The sequence below is a fragment of the Micromonospora sp. SCSIO 07396 genome, assembly GCF_053667945.1.
Genome location: NZ_CM132210.1, coordinates 983,144 through 1,001,846, shown reverse-complemented (window position 1 = coordinate 1,001,846; position 18,703 = coordinate 983,144). Strand labels below are relative to the sequence as shown.

Annotated in this window: 14 protein-coding genes; 8 read left to right on the top strand and 6 right to left on the bottom strand. The window is 75.4% G+C overall.

Going from position 1 to position 18,703, the window contains the following annotated elements:
• Positions 1-94 precede the first annotated feature (94 nt).
• Positions 95-1,255 (bottom strand): glycerate kinase family protein, encoded by a 1,161-nt coding sequence (locus ACWCHM_RS04550; protein WP_204959361.1) that lies wholly within the window; start codon positions 1,253-1,255, stop codon positions 95-97.
• Positions 1,256-1,326: 71 nt separating this feature from the next.
• Between ACWCHM_RS04550 and nadA the strand changes: the two genes are divergently transcribed.
• The 3 genes from nadA (at position 1,327) to ACWCHM_RS04535 (ending at position 4,843) form a co-directional block, all read left to right on the top strand.
• Positions 1,327-2,526, top strand: a complete 1,200-nt coding sequence (gene nadA, locus ACWCHM_RS04545; protein WP_454221578.1) for a quinolinate synthase NadA — start codon at positions 1,327-1,329, stop codon at positions 2,524-2,526.
• 237 nt (positions 2,527-2,763) lie between these two features.
• A complete protein-coding gene (gene murA, locus ACWCHM_RS04540; protein WP_204959363.1) occupies positions 2,764-4,119 on the top strand; it encodes a UDP-N-acetylglucosamine 1-carboxyvinyltransferase in 1,356 nt (451 codons plus the stop codon).
• Between the two features lie 118 nt (positions 4,120-4,237).
• Positions 4,238-4,843: a DUF3043 domain-containing protein gene (locus tag ACWCHM_RS04535; protein WP_281895406.1), complete on the top strand. Its 606-nt coding sequence runs from the start codon at positions 4,238-4,240 to the stop codon at positions 4,841-4,843.
• Positions 4,844-4,946: 103 nt separating this feature from the next.
• On the opposite strand, the gene ACWCHM_RS04530 is transcribed toward ACWCHM_RS04535, so the two are convergent.
• Genes ACWCHM_RS04530 through ACWCHM_RS04520 form a run of 3 tightly spaced genes read right to left on the bottom strand, consistent with a single transcriptional unit; the run spans position 4,947 to position 7,583 of the window.
• Positions 4,947-5,927, bottom strand: coding sequence for an ABC transporter ATP-binding protein (locus ACWCHM_RS04530; protein ID WP_281895403.1), 981 nt, complete (start codon positions 5,925-5,927; stop codon positions 4,947-4,949).
• Positions 5,924-6,742 (bottom strand): ABC transporter permease, encoded by an 819-nt coding sequence (locus tag ACWCHM_RS04525; RefSeq protein WP_281895400.1) that lies wholly within the window; start codon positions 6,740-6,742, stop codon positions 5,924-5,926. The genes ACWCHM_RS04530 and ACWCHM_RS04525 overlap by 4 nt, the downstream gene beginning before the upstream one ends.
• Positions 6,735-7,583, bottom strand: coding sequence for an ABC transporter permease (locus ACWCHM_RS04520; protein ID WP_454223013.1), 849 nt, complete (start codon positions 7,581-7,583; stop codon positions 6,735-6,737). Before ACWCHM_RS04520 ends, ACWCHM_RS04525 begins: the two co-directional genes overlap by 8 nt.
• Positions 7,584-7,744: 161 nt before the next feature.
• On the opposite strand from ACWCHM_RS04520, the gene ACWCHM_RS04515 reads away from it, so the two are divergent.
• Both ACWCHM_RS04515 and ACWCHM_RS04510 read left to right on the top strand, forming a co-directional pair.
• Positions 7,745-12,049, top strand: a complete 4,305-nt coding sequence (locus ACWCHM_RS04515; RefSeq protein ID WP_454221577.1) for a WG repeat-containing protein — start codon at positions 7,745-7,747, stop codon at positions 12,047-12,049.
• A gap of 51 nt (positions 12,050-12,100) precedes the next feature.
• Complete coding sequence (locus ACWCHM_RS04510) at positions 12,101-13,099, top strand: aldo/keto reductase family protein (RefSeq protein ID WP_204959368.1); 999 nt, start codon at positions 12,101-12,103, stop codon at positions 13,097-13,099.
• Positions 13,100-13,147: 48 nt separating this feature from the next.
• On the opposite strand, the gene ACWCHM_RS04505 is transcribed toward ACWCHM_RS04510, so the two are convergent.
• Positions 13,148-13,945, bottom strand: a complete 798-nt coding sequence (locus ACWCHM_RS04505; protein WP_454221576.1) for a site-2 protease family protein — start codon at positions 13,943-13,945, stop codon at positions 13,148-13,150.
• Positions 13,945-14,145 carry a hypothetical protein gene (locus tag ACWCHM_RS04500; RefSeq protein ID WP_088644650.1) on the bottom strand — a complete coding sequence of 67 codons (201 nt, stop codon included), beginning with the start codon at positions 14,143-14,145 and terminating at the stop codon, positions 13,945-13,947. The genes ACWCHM_RS04505 and ACWCHM_RS04500 overlap by 1 nt, the downstream gene beginning before the upstream one ends.
• A 170-nt stretch (positions 14,146-14,315) precedes the next feature.
• Here ACWCHM_RS04500 and ACWCHM_RS04495 point away from each other — a divergent pair, with 170 nt between their 5' ends.
• The 3 genes from ACWCHM_RS04495 to ACWCHM_RS04485 all read left to right on the top strand — a co-directional run bounded on the left by ACWCHM_RS04495 (position 14,316) and on the right by ACWCHM_RS04485 (position 18,452).
• Complete coding sequence (locus ACWCHM_RS04495; protein ID WP_454221575.1) at positions 14,316-16,328, top strand: bifunctional adenosylcobinamide kinase/adenosylcobinamide-phosphate guanylyltransferase; 2,013 nt, start codon at positions 14,316-14,318, stop codon at positions 16,326-16,328.
• Positions 16,318-17,091 (top strand): adenosylcobinamide-GDP ribazoletransferase, encoded by a 774-nt coding sequence (gene cobS / locus ACWCHM_RS04490; protein ID WP_454221574.1) that lies wholly within the window; start codon positions 16,318-16,320, stop codon positions 17,089-17,091. The genes ACWCHM_RS04495 and cobS overlap by 11 nt, the downstream gene beginning before the upstream one ends.
• Before the next feature lie 65 nt (positions 17,092-17,156).
• Positions 17,157-18,452 carry a DUF2314 domain-containing protein gene (locus ACWCHM_RS04485; RefSeq protein WP_204959371.1) on the top strand — a complete coding sequence of 432 codons (1,296 nt, stop codon included), beginning with the start codon at positions 17,157-17,159 and terminating at the stop codon, positions 18,450-18,452.
• Positions 18,453-18,703 lie beyond the last annotated feature (251 nt).

The window sequence follows — 18,703 nt, the reverse complement described above, 5'->3', positions numbered from 1 at the left end:
CTCCGATCGTACGCCGCCCCGGCGGCGTCCACCCGGGCGGCGCGATCGCCGCCCGGCGGCCGCCCCCGGAACCGGCCGGATCCGCCCCGGCAGCTCAGCGGCTCCACTGCCGGGCCAGCCGCGCGCCGAGCGCCCGCAGCCCCTCGGCGGGCCGGCCCATCGCCGCCGCCAGCCCGCCGCGTTCCTCGCCGCCGAAGTGCTCCACCAGGCTGTACGCCTCGGTCACCCCGGCGGAGGCGGCCTCCCGTCGGCCGGTGCTCACCCGCCCCGCCAGCACCACGCAGGGCACCCCCCGGTCGCGGGCCGCGCCCGCCACCCCGGCGACCACCTTGCCGCGCAGCGACTGGTGGTCGAACGAACCCTCTCCGGTGATCACCAGATCGCAGTCGTCAAGCGCGGCCTCCAGCCCGATCGCCCGGCCGACCAGGTCGATGCCGGATTCGCAGCGCCCACCGAGGGCGAGGATCGCCGCGCCGAGGCCGCCGGCCGCACCGCCCCCGGGCAGCGTGCCCAGGCCGGGCGGGCAGCCGGGCAGGTCCCGTTCCAGCACCGCCGCCCAGCGCTCCAACGCGGCGTCGAGCAGCAGCACGTCGGCCCGGTCGGCGCCCTTCTGCGGGCCGTAGACGCTGCTCGCGCCGTGCAGGCCGAGCAGCGGGTTGTCCACGTCGGTGGCGGCGACCAGGGTCGCGCCGCGCAGCCGGGGGACGCCGTCGAGGGCCGCGACGGCGGTCAGCGCCGCCCCGCCGTACGGCAGGGCCCGGCCGGCGTCGTCGAGCGGGGTCGCGCCGAGCGCGGCGAACAGGCCGGCTCCGCCGTCGTTGGTGCCGGAACCACCCAGCCCGACCACCACCGTGCGGGCCCCGTGCTCGACGGCGGCGGCGACCAGCGCGCCGAGGCCGTACGAGGTGGTGGCCTTCGGGTCGCGTTCGGCGGCGGACAGCAGGTGCAGCCCGCACGCCTGGGCGCTCTCCAGGTAGCCGACGCCGTCGGCGGTGAGCAGGATCTCACCGGAGACGGGCCGGCCCAGCGGGTCGACGGTCGGCACCGGCACCCGGCGGCCGTCGAGCGCGCCCGCGAGCACCGTGACGAAGCCCGGCCCGCCGTCGGCGAGGGGACGGATCAGCAGCTCGTCCGCGTCGGCCACCTCGCGCCAACCGGCGGCGACGGCCGCCGCCACCTCGGGGGCCTCGATGGTGCCGGCGAACTTGTCCGGGCAGAGCAGCACGCGCATGCCCCCGAGTGTGGCAGGCCACATCGGCGCGCAGCAGTGTGGCAGCCCACACCGGCAGCGGTCGTGCGAACGGCCCGTTGTGGGACCATGAGGACGTGACTTCGACCTGGGTGGAACCCTCCAACACGGCGACCGCGCTGCTGCTCCTCGGCCGTGGCAGCGACCCCGCCACCGAGCGTGGCGTGGAGTGTCCGGGAGACCTGCCGGCGCCGAGCGACCCGGACCTGGTGGCCCGGGCGACGGCGGCGAAGGCCGCGCTGGGCACGAAGGTGTTCGTCCTCGGCCACCACTACCAGCGCGACGAGGTGATCCAGTTCGCCGACGTCACCGGCGACTCGTTCAAGCTGGCGCGGGAGGCCGCGGCCCGGCCCGACGCGGAGTACATCGTCTTCTGCGGCGTGCACTTCATGGCCGAGAGCGCGGACATCCTCACCACCGACGCGCAACGGGTGATCCTGCCCGACCTGGCCGCCGGCTGCTCGATGGCCGACATGGCGGTGCTGTCGCAGGTCGAGCGGGCCTGGGAGGTGCTGACCGACCTGGGTGTCGCGGCGGACACCGTCCCGGTGACGTACATGAACTCCTCGGCGGACATCAAGGGTTTCGTCGGCCGTAACGGCGGGGTGGTCTGCACCTCGTCGAACGCCAAGCGGGCGCTGGACTGGGCCTACGCCCAGGGTTCGAAGGTGCTGTTCCTGCCCGACCAGCACCTGGGCCGCAACACCGCGGTGCTGGAGCTGGGCTACTCGCTCGACGACTGCGTGCTCTACGACCCGCACAAGCCGAACGGCGGGCTCACCGCCGAGCAGGTCCGCGACGCGAAGATGATCCTGTGGCGGGGGCACTGCTCGGTGCACGGCCGGTTCACCCTGGACAGCGTGAACGACGTCCGGGCCCGGGTGCCCGGGGTCACCGTGCTGGTGCACCCCGAGTGCCGGCACGAGGTGGTCACCGCCGCCGACCAGGTCGGCTCCACGGAGTACATCATCAAGGCGATCGAGGCGGCCCCGGCCGGGTCGGCGTGGGCGGTCGGCACCGAGCTGAACCTGGTCCGCCGGCTGGCGCTGGCCCACCCGGACAAGCAGATCATGTTCCTGGACAAGGCGGTCTGCTACTGCTCCACGATGAACCGGATCGACCTGCCGCACCTGGTCTGGGCGCTGGAGGAGCTGGTCGCCGGCCGGGTCGTCAATCAGATCACCGTCGATCCGGACACCGCGCACCACGCCCGGGTGGCGCTGGACCAGATGCTCGCGTTGCCGGGTGCCGACACCCCGCCGCCGGCCACCACCTGATCACCCGAAGTCACCGTCGAGGTACGGAAACGTGCCGGAATCCCCGGTTCGTTCCCGTACCGGTGCGGTGACCAATTCCCAATTCGTCACGGAGGGCTATGCTGCCGGGGCGACGTACCACGGGGACCGTTTTGGGCCGGCCCCGTTCCGGGTAGCTGCACAGCTCGTACCGGACAGCTGGACAGCATGCCCCACCATCGACTCACCCCGCACCACCCGACGCGCTGGAGGTTTGCGTTGACGGACGACGTCCTGGTCGTACACGGAGGTACTCCGCTCGAAGGGCGGATCCGCGTGCGCGGCGCGAAGAACCTGGTCTCCAAGGCGATGGTCGCGGCCCTGCTGGGCGACTCGCCCAGCCGGCTCTTCGACGTTCCCAAGATCCGTGACGTCGAGGTGGTCCGCGGGCTGCTCGGCCTGCACGGGGTGAAGGTGACCGACGGCGTCGAGGACGGCGAGTTGGTCTTCGACCCGTCCAACGTCGAGAGCGCCAGCACCGACCAGATCAACGTGCACGCCGGATCCAGCCGGATCCCGATCCTGTTCTGCGGCCCGCTGCTGCACCGCCTCGGCCACGCCTTCATCCCCGACCTGGGCGGCTGCCACATCGGCCCCCGCCCGATCGACTTCCACCTGCAGGCGCTGCGCGAGTTCGGCGCGACTGTCGACAAGACCCCCGAGGGTCTGCACCTGTCCGCGCCGAACGGGCTGCACGGCACCAAGTTCGCCCTGCCGTACCCGAGCGTCGGCGCGACCGAGCAGGTGCTGCTGACCGCGGTGATGGCCGAGGGCGTCACCGAGCTGCGCAACGCCGCCGTCGAGCCCGAGATCATCGACCTGATCTGCATCCTGCAGAAGATGGGCGCGATCATCAAGGTGCACACCGACCGGGTGATCGAGATCCAGGGCGTCAAGAAGCTGCACGGCTACACCCACCGGCCGATCCCGGACCGGATCGAGGCGGCGAGCTGGGCGGCGGCGGCGCTGGCCACCCGGGGCCACGTCGAGGTGCTCGGCGCGCAGCAGGCCGACATGATGACCTTCCTCAACATCTTCCGCTCCGTCGGCGGCGAGTACGAGGTCACCGACGCCCGCCCGCCGAAGCTCGGCGACCCGGGCCAGGAGGGCGGCATCCGCTTCTGGCACCCGGGCGGCGAGCTGAACGCGGTGGCGCTGGAGACCGACGTGCACCCCGGGTTCATGACCGACTGGCAGCAGCCCCTCGTGGTGGCGCTGACCCAGGCCCGGGGCCTGTCGATCGTCCACGAGACGGTCTACGAGCAGCGGCTGGGCTACACCGAGGCGCTGAACTCCATGGGTGCCAACATCCAGGTCTACCGGGACTGCCTCGGTGGCACCCCGTGCCGGTTCGGCAGGCGCAACTTCAAGCACTCCGCGGTGATCGCCGGCCCGAGCAAGCTGCACGCCGCCGACCTGGTCATCCCGGACCTGCGGGCCGGGTTCAGCCACCTGATCGCGGCGCTCGCCGCCGAGGGCACCTCCCGGGTGTACGGCGTCGACCTGATCAACCGGGGCTACGAGGACTTCGAGGCCAAGCTGGCCAACCTCGGCGCGCACGTCGAGCGGCCGTAACCACACGCGTTCCGCGGCCGGTCCGACCGCTGCCCGTCGGCCCGGCCGACCCGCTCCACCGAGCGCCCGGTGCACCGTGATGTGCACCGGGCGCCGTCGTATGGCTACCCTTCACCTCGTGCCGTCGCTGTTTCGCCGCAAGTCCGCCGACTCCGACTCCTCCGCCACCGCCCCGGTGGTGACCGAGGAGCCACCCGCCGCGCGCCCCCGGGGCTACACCCCGAGCAAGAAGGAACTGGGCGTCGAAACCCCGAAACGGCCGGTCGCCGGTCGTCGGCCGGCCGGCCCGACCCGGCCGCTGACCAAGGAGGAGGCCCGGGAGCAGCGCCGCAAGGCGCGCACCGAGGCCGCCGCCGAGTTCCGCCGCGAGGGCGGCCCCCGGGACCGGGGGCCGGAACGGCTGCTGGCCCGCAACGTGGTCGACTCCCGGCGGACCATCGGCACCTGGTTCTTCGGCGGCGCGTTGATCGTGCTGATCGGGTCGAACGCGGCGATGCCGCAGGCGATCCGGCTCGCCTCCAACGTGGTGTGGGGCGCGCTCGCGCTCGGCGTGGTGATCGACTCGGTGCTGATCTCCCGGCGGATCAAGAAGCTGGTGCGGGAGCGCCACCCCAACAGCGGCGAGCGGATGGGGTCGCTCTACCTCTACGCGATCATGCGGTCGATCACCTTCCGCCGGATGCGCGCGCCGGCCCCCCGGGTGAACATCGGCGACCCGATCTGACCGACGTCTCCCGACGGCCCCGCCCGGTGGCGGGGCCGTCGTCGCGTCCGGCCGGCCTCGTCGCGTCCGGCGGGACCGGACGGCGGAGCGGGAGAGGACCCGGTCAGGCCGGGCGACGCGGGTCGGGGGCCGGGCTGCGGTAGAGCCGGGCCACCACGTCCTCGATGTCCGGTTCGACGATCGAGAGGTCCCGCAGCGCGGCCACCCCGGCCAACGCGGAGATCACCTCCGCCACCCCCGCCGACTCCAGGGCGTAGACCAGCCGGTGTCCGTCCGCCTCGACCCGGTGCAGCGCCGCCCCCGCCGGCTGCGGCGGGACCGCCAGCGGGGCGTCCAGGTCGGCGACGACGAGCCGACGGGAGCCGTACCGGGCGTGCAGGGCGGCGATGGACCCGTCGTGCACCACCCGGCCGTGGTCGACCACCACCAGCCGGGCGCAGAGCCGCTCGATGTCGGCGAGGTCGTGGGTGGTGAGGACCAGCGTGGTGTCGCCGGCCCGGCCCAGCTCGGCGAGGAACCCCCGCACCGCCTGCTTGCTCACCACGTCCAACCCGATCGTCGGTTCGTCGAGGAAGAGCACCTGCGGGTCGTGCAGCAGCGCGGCGGTCAACTCGCCGCGCATCCGCTGCCCCAGCGAGAGCTGGCGGACCGGGGTGGTCAGGAAGTCGTCCAGGTCGAGCAGGTCGCGGCAGCGGCGCAGCCGGGCGGCGTGCGCGGCGGCCGGTACCCGGTAGAGGTGCCGCAGCAGGTCGAACGAGTCGGCCAGCGGCAGGTCCCACCAGAGCTGGGACCGCTGGCCGAAGACCACCCCGATCCGCAGCGCCAGCCGGGTCCGGTCGGCGACCGGGCGCAGCCCGCACACCCGGGCCTGACCCGCCGACGGGCTCAGCACCCCGGTGAGCATCTTCAGGGTGGTCGACTTGCCCGCCCCGTTCGGGCCGATGTAGCCGAGCAGCTCGCCCCGCTCCACCCGCAGGTCGATGCCGTCCACGGCGGTGACGGTCCGCCTCTGTCGACGCAGCCGGCCCGCCTTCACCCGTACCGTGAACTCCTTGCGCAGCCCGTCCAGCTCGATGACGCTCATGACCCCGTACTCCGGTAGTGGCGGATGCCGGTGCGCCAGGCCGCCGCCGCGACCGCGACGGCGACCAGCGCCACCCCCGGCGCCGCCCAGCCGGCCCACGACGGCAGGCCCAGCGGGTCGGCGCGACCCAGCAGCGCCAGCGCCGGCTGGTAACTGACGAAGGCGAACCCCAGGCCGTACGCGAAGGCGGCCCGGAACCACCCGTCGAAGACGGTCACCGGGTACGTGGTGAAGTCCCGCCCGCCGTAGGTGACCGAGTTGGCCAGCTCACCGGAGTCGACCCACCAGAACGACACGGTGGCGGTGGCCACGAAGAGCGACCCGAAGAACACCACCCCGGCCAGCGGGGCGAGCACCGCCAACGCCACCCGGGCCGGCGTCCAGTCGATCCCGGCCGAGGTCAACGCCACCACCAGCACACCCACCCCGAACAGGCCCCGGGACACCTTGCGCAGCGGCAGGTTCATCAGCAGCAGCTGGGGCAGCGCGCCGAGCGGGCGCAGCAGCACCGCGTCGAACAGGCCGGTCCGCACGTGGGCGGGCAGCCGCTCGATGTTGCCGACCAGCAGGTCCGCCACCGCGAAGGCGCTGGAGGACAGCCCCACCATCACCAGCGTCTCGCGCAGCGTGAACCCGCCCAGCTCCCGGGTCACCCCGTAGATCACCAGGACGGCCACCACGTCGAACACGGTGGCCCCGACGTTGCCCACCAGGTCGAGCAGGAACGACGCCCGGTAGGTGGTCTGCGCACGGGCCTGCGCCCCCGCCAACGCCAGGTACGCCCCGAACGTCCCGCCGGCCCGTGACTCAACCACCCTGCACCACCAGGCGACGTTCGGCCCGCCGCTGCACCAGCCGGCAGGCCGCCAGCACCAGCACCGCCCAGCCGACCTGGAGCGCGACCAGGCCGACCTGGACGGCCGGCGGGTCCCGCTCCACCAGCACGTCGAGCGGGGTCTGCAGCAGGCTCGGGAACGGCGTGCCGCACCACAGCACCAGTTGCAGCCAGTCGGGCAGGAAGCGCAGCGGGAAGTAGAGCCCGGCCAGCACCCCCGAACCGAGGGTCCACAGCAGCACCGGGCCCCGCGCGTCCTGCCACCAGTAGGCGGTGGCGTTGACCAGGAACCGGCAGCCGAAACAGAGCACCACGGCGGTCACCACCGAGACCACGAAGAGCCCGACCGTCGGCCACCGCGACGGCAGGTAGACGTCGAAGAACAGCGGCCCCACCACGGCCGGCGGAAGCAGCCGGGCCAGTGCGGCGTACCCGGCCCGGCCCAGGTCGGTGGCGAGATAGCTGGTCACCGGGTGCACCGGGCGGAGCAGGTCGGCGGCCACGTCGCCGGTACGGATCCGGTCGGCCAGGTCGGTCCAGCCCCAGAGCAGCACCACGGCGATCAGCCCCTGACCCGCCCACACGAACGTGGCGAGCTGGGCCTTGTCGTACCCGCCGACGCTCCCGGCACCGGCGGCGGCCAGCAGCACCGCGCAGTGCAGGAAGCCGAACACGGTGTTGGTCACGGCCCCGGCCAGGGCCGCCTGCCGGTAGGTGGAGTAGCGCCGGAAACCGGCCCGGGATATGGCCCCGAATGTCCGGAACCATCGGGTAACGTTTGCGCTCGTGGACGGTGCCGCAGTGGCGGTGACCGAGCCCACGCCGTTACCCTCCTTCCGCAGCCCCGCCATGCCGGACGGGGGACTTTACCGGCATCCCGGGGCGCCCTGCACGACAATTTGCAACGAGGTGACACCGCCGTGAGCGAGCGACGCGAGCCGGGCATCGGGCCGCGCCGCACGCGTGGAGCCGGAGCCACCAGGTGACGGGCGGCTGGTCCGACCGCTGGGACGCCCCGGAGGAACCGTCCTGGGTGATCGAGCCCACCGGCGAGTGGCATCCGCAGTTCCCCGGCCAGCGTTATCCCGGCGACCTCGGCTCCCAGTACGCCGACCCCCGGGGACGGGTCACCGCCTCCGGCCGCGCCGAGGTGCCCCCGCTCGCCCCGACCCGCTCCGACGGCACGTACCTCGGCCGGTCCTGGTCCGACCTGGCTGACGAGCCGCCCCGTCGGGACGACCCCGAGCGGCGCGGCGACCACGACCCGTACCGCCGGCTGGCCGACCAGACCTACCGGGAGCCCGCCGACGACGCGTACCGGCGGCCCGCCGACGAGGCGTACCGGCGGCCGGCGGACGGGCCGATCTGGCAGCGGGAACGCCGGCAGCCCGCACCCGAGCGGTACGACGACCGGCAGGCCGACCGGATCAGCTGGTCGGACCGTCGGCGGGGCGACGCCGAACCGGCACCCACCGGTTGGCACCGCGACCGGGCCGACACCGACAGGTACGACAGCCCGCCCCGGCAGGAGCGGAGCGCGCCCGTGTCCCCCGGCCGCCCGCCCGTGTCCCCCGCGCCCCGGCACGAGCCGCCCCACGCCCGCCCCGACCGGTCCACCGAACCGGACTGGCCGCGCGAACCCGGCGAGGGCCTGCCGAGGCGGCGCACCACCAGCGAACGCCCCACCGCCGACCGCCGCCGGGTCGACGACGAGCCGCACCGCCGCACCGCCGACCGGTACGACCCGTACCCGGCCGGGCCCGCACCCGGCGGGGACCCGCCGACCCGGTTCCGGGAGGACGACCCGCCGCGGCGGGACCCCGACCGACGGCCCGCCGCCCCCGGACACCCGGACCGGTGGCAGCGCGCACCCCACGACGCCCCGCCGGCCCGCCCGCTCGACGACACCCCGCCCGGCCGCCCGCCACGCCACGACAGCCGGTCGACGACGTCGGCCATCCCCGAGGAGCGGTGGCAGCATCCGCGTGGCCACGACGAGCGCCGACCGGCGCAGCCGTACGAGCCGGCGGCCCGCCACCTGGCGTACCCCGACCTGCGTCCGCAGGACGAGCCGTCCCGCGAGCCGTGGGGTCGTACCGGCACCGACCCCCGCCCGACGCGGGAACCGGACCACGGCCGCGACGACCGGCCGGCGTACCCCCCACGGCATCCGGCCGAGCCGCCCACCCGGCACGGGGACCGTCCGGCGGCCCGGACCACTCCGGGGTTCCCCGGCGACCGTCGCCCCGGTGCGGCGACCCCGGGACGTCCGGACGCCGGTTCGCCGCCCCTGGACCCACCGCCCGGCCACCCGGTGTCCGGAGCACCGGTCTCCGGGCTGCCGGTGTCACCGGCCCCGGTGTCGTCGCCGCCCGGCACGACCACTGCGGGCCCACCCGCGACCGGCCCGTGGGGCCCCCGACCCGTGCCTGCGCCACCGTCGGCCGGCACCCGGCCAGGTGGCCCCGACACGCCGGCCCCGACGGCCGCCCGGCAGACCACCCTGCCGCCGGACGCCCCCACCGAGCTGCCCGTCCGCAAGCGCCACGCCGCCGGCCCCCCGCCCCTGCCCGCCCCGGACCAGGCCACCCCGGTCTCCGCCCCGCCGGCCGCCCGGTTGAACATCGAGTTCCGCCGGCCACCGGAGCACACGCCACCGGTCGACCGGCCCGCCGGCCGCCCTCCGGCACCGCCCGCCACCGGCACCGGAGCCGACGGGCCCACCGGCCCGGGCCCGGCCGCCCGCCCCCCGACGGCACCCGTCACCGGCCTGGGAGCCGACGGGCCCACCGACCCGGGTGCCGCCGGTCGACCCCCGGCGACACCCACCGCCGACCGACCCGCCCTGGAGATCACCCCCGACCGGCCGCGCCGCTACGTTCCGCCGGCACCGGAGACCGGCGGCACCGACCGTCCGGTCGACGCCGCCCCGACCCCGTCGGGCGGCTCGGCGGCCTGGTTCCGGCCCGGCCGGTCGACCCCCACGCCGACCACCCCGACGGACAGTACGACGCCTGCCGCCCGCCCGACGGGCGGCAGCCCGCCGGGCCCGTCCACGGCCGGCCGTCCGGCCGCCTCCGACGGGACCTCGACGGGTGGCCCCGACGTGCCCGTACCCCGGTCGCCGGCACCACCGTCGCAGCCCGCCGACCCGGGTCCGGTCCCACCGGCCGCCACCGGCGACCCGGGCCGGTCGACCATCCCCGCCGACGCCGGGGCGCACACCGGCGACGGCCCGGCCGAGGGCGGAGCCGCCGCCGGGCCACCCGGTGCCGGGCGTCCCCGCCCGACGGTCCCCGACGCCTCCGATCCGCCAGGCGGCACCTTCCGGAGCGCCCTGAGTGGTCCTCCCGCGACCACGGACCCGGCCGCGTTGCTGGCCGTGCCCGGCGGGGACACCCCGCAGGACCGGTCCGGCACGGTGGACGTCGACGCCGGCCCGACGCGGCACGCCGCTCCGGTCACCCCCGCCGGCCCCGACCCGGCCGGCGACCACGCCGTCCCGGTGGCAGTCCCCGACCACGCCGTCCCGGTGCCCCCCGCACCCGTCACCGGCAGCACCGGCACCGTCCTGCCCGGCACCGATCCGGTCGACATGGCCCTCGCCCACACCGCCCTGCCCGACACCACCCCGGCCGACACCACCCCGGTCGACACCGATCCGGTCGACCTGGCACCGACCGACACCGCAGCGGGCGGCGTCATGACCGACGGCACGGTGGGGTCCGTCGACGGCGGGATCCACCACGACACCGACCCGACGGCCACGACGACGGTCGGCGACCCGCCCGGACCGCCCCCGTCGCCGGGCCGGGCCGTCCCCGCGAACCCGGTCACCACCGAGGACCGGCCGACACCACCGGACCGGGCCACCGGCACCGACCCGGCGACGACCGAGGACCGGGCCGACACCACCGAACGGGCCGCTGCGGCGGGCCCGACCGCGGGCACCCCGGCCGAATCCCGGGACGCCGCGACGCCCCGGCAGGCCGACCCGGAGCAGGTCCTCGCCGGCTACCGGTGGCGGCTGGACCCGGAGACCCTGCGCGAGGTGGTCGACGACCCGGCGGAGCTACGGATCATCCGCCGCCGGTTGACCGAGAAGCTCGCCTCGGCCCTGGACAACCGGGCCCGCGCCCGGCTGCTCAGCCTGCGGGCGGTGCTGTCCCGGCTGGTCGACGACCTGGACGACGCGGTGGCCGACGGCCGGCTCGCGTTGACCTACGCCGAGGCGACAGGGGAGCTGCGGCGTACCGCGTTGGCCCGGGCACGGCTGGCCGAGGCGCTGCGGTGGAAGGGTGAGTTCACCGAGGCCGACCGGCTGTTCACCGAGGCCAACTCGACCGAGCTGCCGGACCGGCTGCGTTCGGCGCTGCACGAGCACGCCGGCCGGTCCTGCTACGACCAGGGTCGGTTGATCGAGGCGTGTGGACACTTCGAACGGGCCCTGGACCTGCGCCGGGCCGACGACCCGGAGCTGACCGGGCGGATCGCGGTGTGCCTGGACGCGGTGCACGCCCGCGCAGCCGCCGGGGGCGGCTTCGGGCCGTACCCGCGTAGTCGGGACGAGGTGCGGCACGGCCGCCGGTCCCCGCGCCCCACCCACGACGGCCGGGGTCGCTGGGGGTACGCCGACACCGACGGCGAACTCGTCGTCGACTACCGGTACGTCGAGGCGCAGCCGTTCCACGAGCGGATGGCCTGGGTACGCCGCCCCGACCAGACCGGGTGGGAGCTGATCGACGAGACCGGCGGCACCCTGCTCGGTCCCGCGTACGCCCGGGTGCTGGCCTTCTCCGACGGCCTGGCCTGGGTGTCGCAGGGCGGCGACGCCGACTGGTCGGCCATCGAACCCGACGGGACGGTGGTGGTGGCGGCGGGGTTCGAGGAGGTCAGGCCGTTCCGGGCCGGGGTGGCGGCGGTACGCCGGGGCGGCTGGGGGGCGGTGGACCGGCACGGGCGGCTGGTCGTCCCGCCGCGCTACCACGGGATCGACACGACGCTGTCCGACGGCCGCCGGCTCGACGGGTTCACCGACGAGGGGCTGGCCGTGGTGGAGCTGGCCGGCCGGCGGGGGGTGCTCGACCGCACCGGCGCCGTGCTGGTCCGGCCGGTGCACCCGGCGCTGGTGGTGCACCCGGTGGCGTTCCTGGTCGGCGATGGGATGAACCACTGGGGGGCGTTGGACCGGCGGGGCGAACCGCTGATCCCCCCGGTGCACCCCGACTGGGACACGGTGGTGGCGGAGATCGAACGGCTGCTCGCCGACACCCACCCGGTGCTCTGACACCGGCTGCGCCGACGGGTGCGGCGCACCGGACGGGGCTAGGGTCGGAGCATGGAATTCCGACACCTTGGCCGCTCGGGCCTCATGGTCAGTGAGATCTCGTACGGCAACTGGATCACCCACGGTTCCCAGGTCGAGGAGGAGGCGGCGCTGGCGTGTGTCCGGGCCGCCCTGGACACCGGCATCACCACCTTCGACACCGCCGACGTCTACGCCGGTACGCGGGCCGAGACGGTGCTCGGCAAGGCGCTGGCCGGGGAGCGCCGGGAAGGGCTGGAGATCTTCACGAAGGTCTACTGGCCGACCGGTCCCGGCCGTAACGACCGGGGCCTGTCCCGCAAGCACATCATGGAGTCGATCGACGGCTCGCTGCGTCGCCTCCAGACCGACCACGTGGACCTCTACCAGGCCCACCGGTACGACTACAGCACGCCGCTGGAGGAGACGATGGAGGCGTTCGCCGACGTCGTACGCGCCGGCAAGGCGCACTACATCGGCGTGTCGGAGTGGAAGGCGTCGCAGCTGCGCGAGGCGCACGCCCTCGCCCGGGAACTGCGCATCCCGCTGGTGTCCAACCAGCCGCAGTACTCGATGCTGTGGCGGGTCATCGAGGCCGAGGTGGTGCCCGCCAGCGAGGAGCTGGGCATCTCCCAGATCGTCTGGTCGCCGATGGCCCAGGGCGTGCTGTCCGGCAAGTACCTGCCGGGCCAGCCGCCGCCGGCTGGTTCCCGGGCCACCGACGAGAAGTCCGGGGCCAACTTCATCGCCCAGTGGCTGGGCGACGAGGTGCTGACCCGGGTGCAGCAGCTCAAGCCGCTCGCCGAGCAGGCCGGGCTGACCATGCCACAGCTCGCCGTCGCCTGGGTGCTCCAGAACCGCAACGTCGCCTCGGCGATCATCGGCGCGTCCCGCCCCGACCAGGTGCACGACAACGTCAAGGCGGCCGGGGTGACCCTGGAGGCCGACCTGCTCAAGGCCATCGACGAGATCGTCGCCCCGGTCACCGAGCGGGACCCGGCCAAGACGGAGAGCCCGGCCAAGCGGCCCTGACCGGCACCGGCCGCACCCCACCCCGGATCGTCGCGGGGTGGGGTGCGGTCAGTTCTGCCAGAAGCGGATCAGGGACAGCGCGGTGCCGTAGAGCCATGGCGGCAGCCCCAGCAGGTCGCTGAGCCAGAACACGGCGCTGAAGAACCAGCCGCCGATGCGCGGGTTCCACAGCAGCGCGAACAGCAGGATGAACCCGAACGGCGCGAAGAGGTCGTACATCCGGCGGTACTGCGGGCCGAGCCACGGCTGGATCATGTTGCCGCCGTCCAGGCCGGGCACCGGCAGCAGGTTGAGCACGCTCGCGGTGAGCTGGAGGAACCCCAGCAGCGCCACCCCGGCCCAGAACTCGACCGGGCCGCCCGCGTCGATGCCCACCCGCAGCACCACCACCAGCAGCAGGGTGAACAGCACGTTGGTGGCCGGGCCGGCGAGGCTGACCAGGGTGTGCCGCAGCCGGCCCGGGATGGCGTGCCGGTCCACCCAGACCGCCCCGCCGGGCAGGCCGATGCCGCCGAGCAGCACCACCACCACCGGCAGCACGATCGACAGCAGCGGGTGGGTGTATTTCAGCGGGTTCAACGTCAGGTAGCCCCGGTGGGCGATGTCCCGGTCGCCGGCCCGGTAGGCGACCACGGCGTGCGCGTACTCGTGCAGGCAGAGCGAGACCAGCCAGCCGGAGACGACGAAGAGGAACACGTCGAACCGGACGTTGCCGACCCCGTTCCAGGTCAGCACGCCACTGGTGACGAAGAGCGCGACCAGGGCCAGGAAGACCGGACTGGGCCGGAACGCCGCCCGGGGCACGCCGAGCACCAGCGGCTCGCCCCCCGGGCGGTCGCCGGCCATCACTCCGCCGTCGGCAGCAGGCTCATCCGGTAGTCCACCCGGTCGTCCTCGACGAGCGTGACCGCGGTGACGCCTGACGACGCGAGCTCCCGCCAGGTCTGGCCGATCCAGGACTCGGCGTCCGCCTGGCTGCTGAACGTCTCGGCCGGCCCGTCGACCGCTGCGCCGTCCGTGCCCTCGTACCGCCAGCTCCACGCCATGCCGCGTCTCCCCTCGCCGCTCAACCGTCCCCGGGGGACGGATCCCCGCAAGCGTAGTCGGCCGGCACCGCGGCGCACCCGACGCACGCCCCCGGGCTGCCGGGTTCCGCGCAGCGTGACGGGTCCGGGCCGGCGGGCGGGGCCGGGTCGGGCGGCCTTAAGGTACGGGCATGTCCGTTGAGGGGTGGAACACGGTCCTGGTGCTCGGCGGTATCCGTTCGGGCAAGTCGGAGTTCGCCGAGTCCCTGGTGGCCGACGCGCCGACGGTGCGCTACGTGGCGACCGCGGCCGCCGCCGACCCGGAGGACACCGAGTGGGCCACCCGGCTGGCCGCCCACCGGGCCCGTCGACCGGGCAGCTGGACCACCGAGGAGACCGCCGACGACCCGCGCCGGTTGGCCGACGTGCTCGCCTCGGCCGGGCCGAACGAGACGCTGCTCGTGGACGACCTGGGCGGTTGGGTGACCGTGCTGCTCGACCCGGCCCACCAGCCCGCCGACGACGTCGCCACCATCACCGAACTGGCCGACGCGGTGCGCGCCAGCGAGGCGCGGATCGTGCTGGTCAGCCCGGAGGTGGGGCTGTCGCTGGTGCCGACCACCCCGCTGGGGCGGGCGTTCGCCGACGCGCTGGGCGCCGCCAACCGGGCCGTCGCGGACGCCTGCGACGCGGTCGCCCTGGTGGTCGCCGGCCAGCCGGTCTGGTTGAAGCCGTCCGCACCGGTCCCGCCGGTCGACGTACCCGCCCGCGCCGTCCCGGTCGACGGGGTGGACGGCGTCGCCCCGGCCGCAGCGACGCTGCCGGCCGACGGGCCGCTGCCGGAGGTGCTCACCCCCACCGTGCCGCCGGCCCCGCCGACCGCGACCGGCACGACCTGGACCACGTCGACCATGGCGCTGCCGGTGATCGCCACCGGGCTGGTCATCCAGCCCGGCATGGAACTGCCGATGCCCGACGAGTACGCCGGCCCGCAGGCGGTGCAGCGGCTCGGCACCCTGGACCTGCCGGGCGCCGGCCTGGGCGTGCTGGAACGGGTGGTCGAGTTCGCCGCCGCCACCCAGGGCACCTCCACCCCGACGCCGTGGACGGACGTGCGGGTGCTGCTGCTGCACGGCGACCACACCGGGGGCGTGGCGGCCGGGGCCCCGGTCGGCGAGTCGACCCGGCTGGCCCGGCAGGCCCGCGCCGGTCGGGGGACGCTGGCCCGGCTGGCCGCCGAGAACGGGGCCGGCCTGCAGGTGGTGGACGCCCCGCCGGCCGCACCGATCGAACACGGGCCGGCGCTGGACGCCGACACCGTCGAGTCGGCGCTGCGCTACGGCTGGCGGCTGGCCGAGGAGGCCGCCGAGGCGGGCGTACGGCTGCTGGTGCTGGGGGCGTGCGGCGCGGGCGCGGAGGCCGCCGCCGCGGCGGTGCTGGTCGCGACGGCCGGCGCGGAGGCCCCGACGGTGCTCGGCCGGGTGCACACCGCCGACGGTGAGATCGACGACGCGGCCTGGATGGTGCGGTGCGCGACCATCCGGGACGCGCTGCACCGCACCCGCCGCTCCCCCCGCGGCGCCAAGGACATCCTGGCCGAGCTGGGCGGCGGTGACGTGGCGGTGGCCTGCGGGGTGCTGCTCGGGGCGACCGCCCGCCGGGTGCCGGTGCTGCTCGACGGCCCGGTCGGGCTGGCCGCCGGCATGGTCGCCCGGGATCTGGCCGGCCAGGCCCGGCACTGGTGCCTGCTGGTCGACCACGGCGGTCACCCGGCGGTCCGGCTGGCCGCCGACGTGCTCGGCCTGACCCCGCTGCTGGATCTGCGGCTCGACCTGGGCGAGGGGGCGAACGCGCTGGCCGCCCTGCCGCTGCTGCGCTCGGTGCTGGCGCTGGCCGGGTCGCTGCCCGTGCACCCGTACCACGGCGGCCCCGACGACGAGCCCACCGACACCACGCCGACCGACGACGCCGCGACCGCTCCGGCCGACGGCGATGTCGCAGCCACCACCGCGCCAACCGCCCCCGGCCTCGCTCGCACCGACCTCCCGGCCGACTCCGATGCCGCGCCGGCCGCCGCCGGGGCCGGGGCGGACGACGTCACCCCGGAGTTCGCCGAGCCGACGCCGGCCGGTCCGGGGCCGACCACCACCGCCCCCGCCGACGCCGGGCCGGAGCCCGACCCGTCCGGCCGGCGTGCCGGCTGAGTCGGGGCGCGGCGACGGGTTCCGGCTGGCGCTGACCACCCTCACCACCGTCCCGGTCCGGGCCGGGCGGATCGACCGGGCGACGGCGGGCACCGCGATGGCGCTCGCGCCCCTGGTCGGGCTGCTGCTCGGGGCGGTGCTGGGCGCGCTGCTGCTCGGCCTGGCCGCGCTCGCCCCGCCCCTGGTCGCCGCCGGGGTGACCGTCGCGGCGGCGGCCCTGCTCACCCGGGGGCTGCATCTGGACGGGCTGGCCGACACCGTGGACGCGCTGGGCTCCTACCGGCGGGGCACGGCGGCACTGGAGATCATGAAGAAGCCGGACGTCGGCCCGTTCGGCGTGGTCGCGCTGGTGGTCGTGCTGCTGGTCCAGACGGCGACGCTGGCCGAGTTGGCCGGGCGGTCCTGGCCGGCGGCGCTCGCGGCGGTGCTGGCCGGCACCGCCGCCGGCCGGCTCGGGGTGACCCTGGCCTGCCGCCGGGGGGTGCCGGCCGCCCGCCCCGACGGGCTGGGCGCGCTGGTCGCCGGGACGGTCGGGCCGCTCGCGCCGGTCGTCGGCACGGTCGCTGTCGCGCTGGTGGCGGTGCCGGCCGTCCCGGGCCGGCCGTGGCAGGGGCCGCTGGTCGTGCTGGCCGCCCTCGCCGTCGCCACCGGTCTGCTGCGCCACCTGGTACGCCGGCTCGGCGGCATCACCGGCGACGTGCTGGGGGCCACCGTGGAGGTGGTGACCACGCTGGTCTACCTGGGCTTGGTGCTGTCCGGCTGAGGACGACGCGGCGCGCCGGGTAGCGTTTGCCCCGACAGCACCGGCACGGCCTTCCGGGGGACGACTTGCTCATCACGGACGACTTCCTGCCCGTACCGGTCCCGGAGTCGCTCAGCGCGACCTACCTGGTGCCGGTGGCGGGGTTGCCACCGGTGAGCCCGAAGACGGCGGTACGGGGTCTCGCCGGCCGCCTCGCCGACCCGGTGTACGGCCTGGCCACGCAGATGCTGGACAGCCCGCTGATGTCGGTGGACACCCGGTCGATCGACGAGTTCCCGCAGTTGCCGCCGGACCTGCTCACCGCGTTCGGCGCCACCGAGGCCCAGTTGGGCCGGCTCGCCGCCGCCAGTCACCTGGTGGTGGTGCAGGCCGAGTACCGGCCGGGTTGGCCACCGGCGCACGAGTGGGCGGCCCGTGCGGTGGCCGCCGCCGTCGCCGAGTCCGTCGGCGGTGACGTGGTGGACGTGTTCGGGTTGCAGTTCCTCGACCCGGCGACGGCGTTGCGGTCACTGCCCGACGCGCAGGGCCGCATCCGGCTGGTCGACTGGGTGCTCGTGCCGTACTCCTCGGACACCGAGGGGCTGTGGTTCACCACCAAGGGGCTGCGCCGTTTCGGGCTGCTGGAGTTGCAGACCCAGGGGGTGCCCGACCATCTCACCCGGGCCTGGGGTGCGGTGCTCACCGGTGCCGCCCGCCGGCTGCTGCGGGACTGGACCGACGGGCTGGCCGGCGAGGAGGTGCCGGCGTTCGTGCAGCTACCGGTGCTGGCCACGGTGACCGGGCACGACATCGCGGTGGCGTACGGCAATCCGGAGCAGCACGGCGCGACGGCCCCGGTGCTGCTGCGGCTGGAGCTGGACCCGGCGACCGACCCGGACGCCGACTCGTTCCTGAGCCTGCGCCCGCCACCCGGCCACCCCGGCCCGGACGGCCGCTACTACGCGGCGGCCTGCGCGACCCTCTTCTCCGGTATCGAGCCCGACGTCCGGTACGCCCGCTCCGGCGACGCGATGAGCCGGGCCGTCGCCACCGCCCGCGCCGGGCTGGACGACATCCGGGCCCGGTTCCTCGCCGACGGGCTGCCCCCGGAGGCGCAACTGGTGGTCAAGTACGGCCTGCCCGGCGACGACGGCCCCGAGTACGTGTGGGCCGGGGTGAGCTCGTGGGACGCCCCGGAGCGGATCGTCGGGGCCAGCGCCAGCGACGCCAACACCGACCCTGCCGTGCGGATCGGCTCCCCGGTCGAGGTGGCGGTCACCGAGGTCGTCGACTGGGCGGTCCTGGACGGCACCGGCGTCATCGAGGGTGGCTGGACCCAGGCCGTCCTCGACGCCGGTGAACGCCCCCACCCCACCCACTGACCCGGCCCCTCTCCCACCCCCAGCACTCCCCTGCGCTCGCTCCCGCACTCGGCTCGCCCTCCCCACCCCGGTTCGCCCTCGCCCCGGTTCGCCCCGGTGATCAAGAGGTTCGCGTCAGAAATCCGCTCCGAGATGACGCAAACCTCTTGATCACCGACGCCGGCGGGGTGGCCGAGGCGGTGATCAAGAGGAAAAAGCCAACCGGGTGGGGCGGGGTGACGCAAACCTCTTGATCACCGGGGCGAACCGGA